Raw genomic sequence first — 619 nt, 5'->3', positions numbered from 1 at the left:
TCAGGAGAATGAAGAAAAATCTGCTGATATTAATGCGATTCATTAATGTGTGACCATTCGCTGAATGGCCGGCCAGTTCGTGGTGCAATTAAATGATGGTGGCGATACAGGTGCTTTAATAATGGTGCTTGGTTTTTTATTGATTAGAGTCTGGTTGTGGTGGCGTGTTATATGAAGGCCAGAGTAAAGGAGCTTACTAATCATGATTAATATTGCCCTGCTGGGTAAGGATGCCTTTATTTCTCAGGGACTGGTTTTCTTTTTGGTTGAATATTTTCGCGGCAAGAATAAGCGGGTGGAATTTGTTAATCAAAGCTGCCTGGGCAGTGCCGACATTATTTTTTATGACGCCAGCCGGCCTATGGCTCGGCTGATTGGTGAAGCGTTGCATGCAGGCATGAAAGATTGCGTCATTTTTTCCCTGTGTGAGGGGAAAAACAGCCTGGCGACGTGGCGGCTGGGGCGATTGCAGAAAACGCTGCCCAAGCGCGGCGATCTGCAGCAGCTGCGTTTTTATTTAGATGCGTTATGGCATGAACGAGAAACATCTGGTTCAGATAAGGCGGTACTGTTCGAGGAAGAGACGCTGACGGTGCGGCAGCGGCAGATCATGCGGCTG

At 47.7% G+C, this 619-nt stretch carries 1 protein-coding gene; it reads left to right on the top strand.

The window, feature by feature from the left end; translation table 11 throughout:
* Positions 1-202: 202 nt before the first annotated feature.
* A partial coding sequence (locus tag AC6BYQ_RS28545) for a helix-turn-helix domain-containing protein (protein WP_498057935.1) occupies positions 203-619 on the top strand: 417 nt, incomplete at its 3' end.

This window comes from Serratia sp. LTN-2 (assembly GCF_059740205.1).
This window is presented reverse-complemented; position numbering and strand designations above follow the sequence as displayed.